The sequence below is a fragment of the Bradyrhizobium sp. CCBAU 11434 genome (assembly GCF_028128895.1).
Taxonomy (GTDB): Bacteria; Pseudomonadota; Alphaproteobacteria; order Rhizobiales; family Xanthobacteraceae; genus Bradyrhizobium; species Bradyrhizobium zhengyangense.
This window is the reverse complement of the sequence record NZ_LBJX01000051.1, coordinates 1-3,351: the sequence shown is the minus strand read 5'-3', so window position 1 is coordinate 3,351 and position 3,351 is coordinate 1. Positions and strand designations below refer to the sequence as shown.

The 3,351-nt window shown below is 60.0% G+C and carries 1 protein-coding gene and 3 pseudogenes; 2 read left to right on the top strand and 2 right to left on the bottom strand.

Going from position 1 to position 3,351, the window contains the following annotated elements:
* A pseudogene (locus XI06_RS13105) lies at window positions 1-291 on the top strand (hypothetical protein); the annotation flags it as partial.
* Here XI06_RS13105 and tnpC (XI06_RS13100) read toward each other — a convergent pair.
* Window positions 214-864 (bottom strand): IS66 family transposase, encoded by a 651-nt coding sequence (gene tnpC / locus XI06_RS13100; RefSeq protein ID WP_442869430.1) that lies wholly within the window; start codon window positions 862-864, stop codon window positions 214-216. The pseudogene XI06_RS13105 and the gene tnpC (XI06_RS13100) sit on opposite strands and share 78 nt — an antisense overlap.
* Window position 865: 1 nt before the next feature.
* Between tnpC (XI06_RS13100) and XI06_RS13095 the strand changes: the two are divergent.
* Window positions 866-1,923: pseudogene (locus tag XI06_RS13095) on the top strand (IS110 family transposase).
* Between the two features lie 243 nt (window positions 1,924-2,166).
* On the opposite strand, the pseudogene tnpC (XI06_RS13090) reads toward XI06_RS13095, so the two are convergent.
* Window positions 2,167-3,162 (bottom strand): annotated as a pseudogene (gene tnpC, locus XI06_RS13090) (IS66 family transposase); the annotation flags it as partial.
* Window positions 3,163-3,351: the final 189 nt, after the last annotated feature.

The window sequence follows — 3,351 nt, the reverse complement described above, 5'->3', positions numbered from 1 at the left end:
ATCGGACAGGATGAGACGGCGTGCGTGCACGTGAAGTTCGCCGCAATCCAAACCTTGCTGCCCATAGGCAAGCAGAAGCGATACAGTCCTCAGCTTCTCACCTACATTCACGCCCTTGAGATCGACCCGCCGGTGGGCCGTCCGCCGATCGACTGGAAGCTCGTGACCAATCTGCCGGTCGGAGATTTCACCGTAAGCGGCAAGCTCAGGCCGTCAGGCGGCGTGGTTCCATGGCATCAGCGCATCGATTTCGCTGCTCGGCCACCCGTTGGCAATACGCTGAAGAGTTAAGGCAAGCCAAGCGAACGGATCGACGTTGTTCATTTTCGCGGTCTGCAGCAATGTTGCGATGGTCGCCCAGGTTCGTCCGCCGCCGTCGCTGCCCGCAAAGAGGCTATTCTTTCTCGTAATTGTTTGTGGCCTGATGGCGCGTTCGACGATATTGGAGTCGAGCTCGATGCGGCCATCGGTCAGGAAGCGTTCGAAGATCGCACGGCGCGAGACGGCATAGCGGATCGCCTCGGCCAGCTTTGATTTGCCGGAGATCCGCCGCAAGGTCTGCTGCCAGAAGTCGAAGAGATCTGCCACGATCGCCGCGGAGGCTTGCTGGCGCGCGGCAACACGTGCGTCGGGGCTTTGACCGCGCACGGTCTTCTCGACCTGCCAGAGCGTTGCCATCCGCTCGACCGTCGCCGTTGCCACTTCCGAGCTCCCTGCAACATGCAGCTCGTAGAACTTGCGCCTGCAGTGTGACCAGCAGCCGGCCAAGGTGACGCCATCATTGCCGCGATCGGATCGCGCCAGCTTGTTATAGGCGGCGTATCCGATGGAGTGGACGCCCCCCGACGGCATCGATTGTGCCAAAATGTGGGTGTTTCAACCTAGCAAGGAGGGCCTCCGTGAACGAGTTAGCATCATTGGTTTGGATTTGGCCAAGAACGTATTCCAGCTCCATGGCGCTGGGCAGACGGAAGGACCGTTCTGCGCAAGAAGCTCAACCGCAGCAGATTGCTCGAGTTTTTCGCCAAGTTGCCGAGGTGTGTGGTCGCGATGGAGGCCTGCGCCAGCGCCCATTATTGGGGACGGGAGATCGGTAAGTTCGGCCACGATATCCGGCTGATCCACCCCTCGTACGTGAAGCCCTTCGTTAAGCGTCAGAAGAACGATGCAGTGGATGCCGAAGCGATCGCCGAAGCCGCGTCTCGACCAACGATGCGCTTTGTCAGCGTCAAGAGCGCCGAGAAACAAGCTTCTTCCATGGCGTTCAAGGTTCGTGATCTCTTGGTTCGACAGCGTACACAGGCGATTAATGCCTTGCGCGGACATCTTGCGGAATACGGTTTGATCGTGGCTCAGGGTGTGAGACATATCCCCCGATTGGATAAGCTCATGGCAACATATCCTGACCTGCCCGATCTTGCCCGCGGCCTTTGCCAGAATCTCTTGAAGCATGTGGAATCCCTGTCGGAGCAGATAGCAGAGCTGGAAAAAGGCCTGCGGGTGCGCGCCAGACAGGACGAAGTAGCCTCTCGCTTAATGACCATTCCGGGGATCGGGACAATCTGCGCCACAGCGATAGAGGCCTTGTCGCCGTCGGCGGCGACTTTTTCCAAGGGGCGCGATTTTGCGGCTTGGATTGGTCTCACACCTAAACAGAATTCTTCCGGAGGCAAGGATAGGCTGGGCAAAATCTCCAGGATGGGCCGGCGAGATCTCCGGCGCCTCCTTGTGCTTGGTGCAACCGCCGTTGTGCGATGGGCAAGACGCTATGGATCGCCAGCAGGGTCCTGGCTGGCAAGAATGCTCTCGAAGAAGCCTCCAAAGCTGATCGCGGTCGCTCTAGCGAACAAAATGGCGCGTATCGCCTGGGCCTTGATGGTCCGCGGTGGCGTTTACCAAGCTCCAGCGTCTGGCGCTGCGTAACGCAAGGCCAGACGCCGGGAGACGTCGGAAGTGTGGTAAGGTCTAACGGAGGATTATGGGCAATCGGTCAGGAACGGGATTGGAAGAATCAACAGGTTGATGAGTGCCAGCGAGCACGCGTAGCCGAATTGGATCCAATCCACGCATTCCATAAGGGCCCGCGACGTGTCGAGGTCGCATCACGAGGCCGGACACACGTCAGCACCCGACCACATGCCTGTCCGAAGTTATATTTTGCTTGCATTTACTGGGGCGTCCACACACATCAACCTGCAGGATACCGCGATAACCATTGAGATGCCGGACAACGCATTCGCCGGCGCGGCTGTCTTCGAAGCGATAAGCCACCATCGGCGGACCGCTGCGGACAAAGGTTCGATCATCTCGGGCATAGGCCCACAAATAGGCTGTCTTCGTCGATCCGGAGCCCGGAGCGAGCGTCGGCAAAGTGGTTTCGTCGGCAAAGACCCGTCCGGCCTTCTTGACCTCGCTGAAGATGTAGTCGGCCATGATCTCGAGCTCGAAGCCCAACTTACCCATCCATTGTGCCATCAGCTGGCGGTCCAGCTCGACATGATCGCGGGCGTAGATAGCCTCCTGCCGGTAGAGCGGCAGGCCATCGGCATATTTGGCGACGGCGATCTGGGCCAGAAGGGCTTCCGTCGGAATGCCTCCCTCGATGATGTGGGCCGGGGCCGGCGCCTGGATGACGCCGTCCGCGTTCTTGAAGGCATACTTGGGACGGCGCGTGACGATCAAACGGAACTTCGCCGGCACCACATCCAGGCGCTCCGATACGTCCTCGCCGATCAGCACCTTCTGCTTGCCGGCATGCTCAGCCAGCTCTTGCGGCTCAATGACAGTTTCGATCCGTTCCAGATGGGGCGCAAACCCCTTGCGCCGACGCGATGCACGTTTGCCATCCGCCTGCGCACGGCCCTTGCTGACCTGGGCCTTGATCGCGGCGATGCCGGTCTCGATCTCCTCGAAGACGAAGGCCTGCTGTTCATCGTTCGCCGAGCCGAGCTTTTCCGATCGTCGGCCGAACCGGGCGCGGTCGAAGGCCTTCAGGATCTGCGACAGCCGCGCGATGCGCGCATCGGCATCGGCGTTACGGGCCTTGAGATCGGCGACTTCGCTCTCCAGAGCATCGGCCCGGGCCGCTTTCTCGGCCATGGCAAGAACCATGGCCTTCAGCGTCTCTACGTCATTCGGGAGGCTGAGATCGGGCGGTGTCATTGACCCGACCAGAGCACATTTTGCCCCGGTTCTCTTGCCCTTTCAGCTCACTGATTCACTTCGCCGCAGTGCTTTTACCCAACAATCTCCGGCGGCCTGACCGGCACAGCCCGGACCCGCTTCCAGTCCATCCCATCGACCAGGGCCATCAACTGCGCAGCATTCAGCTGCACCCGATGATGCCCGATC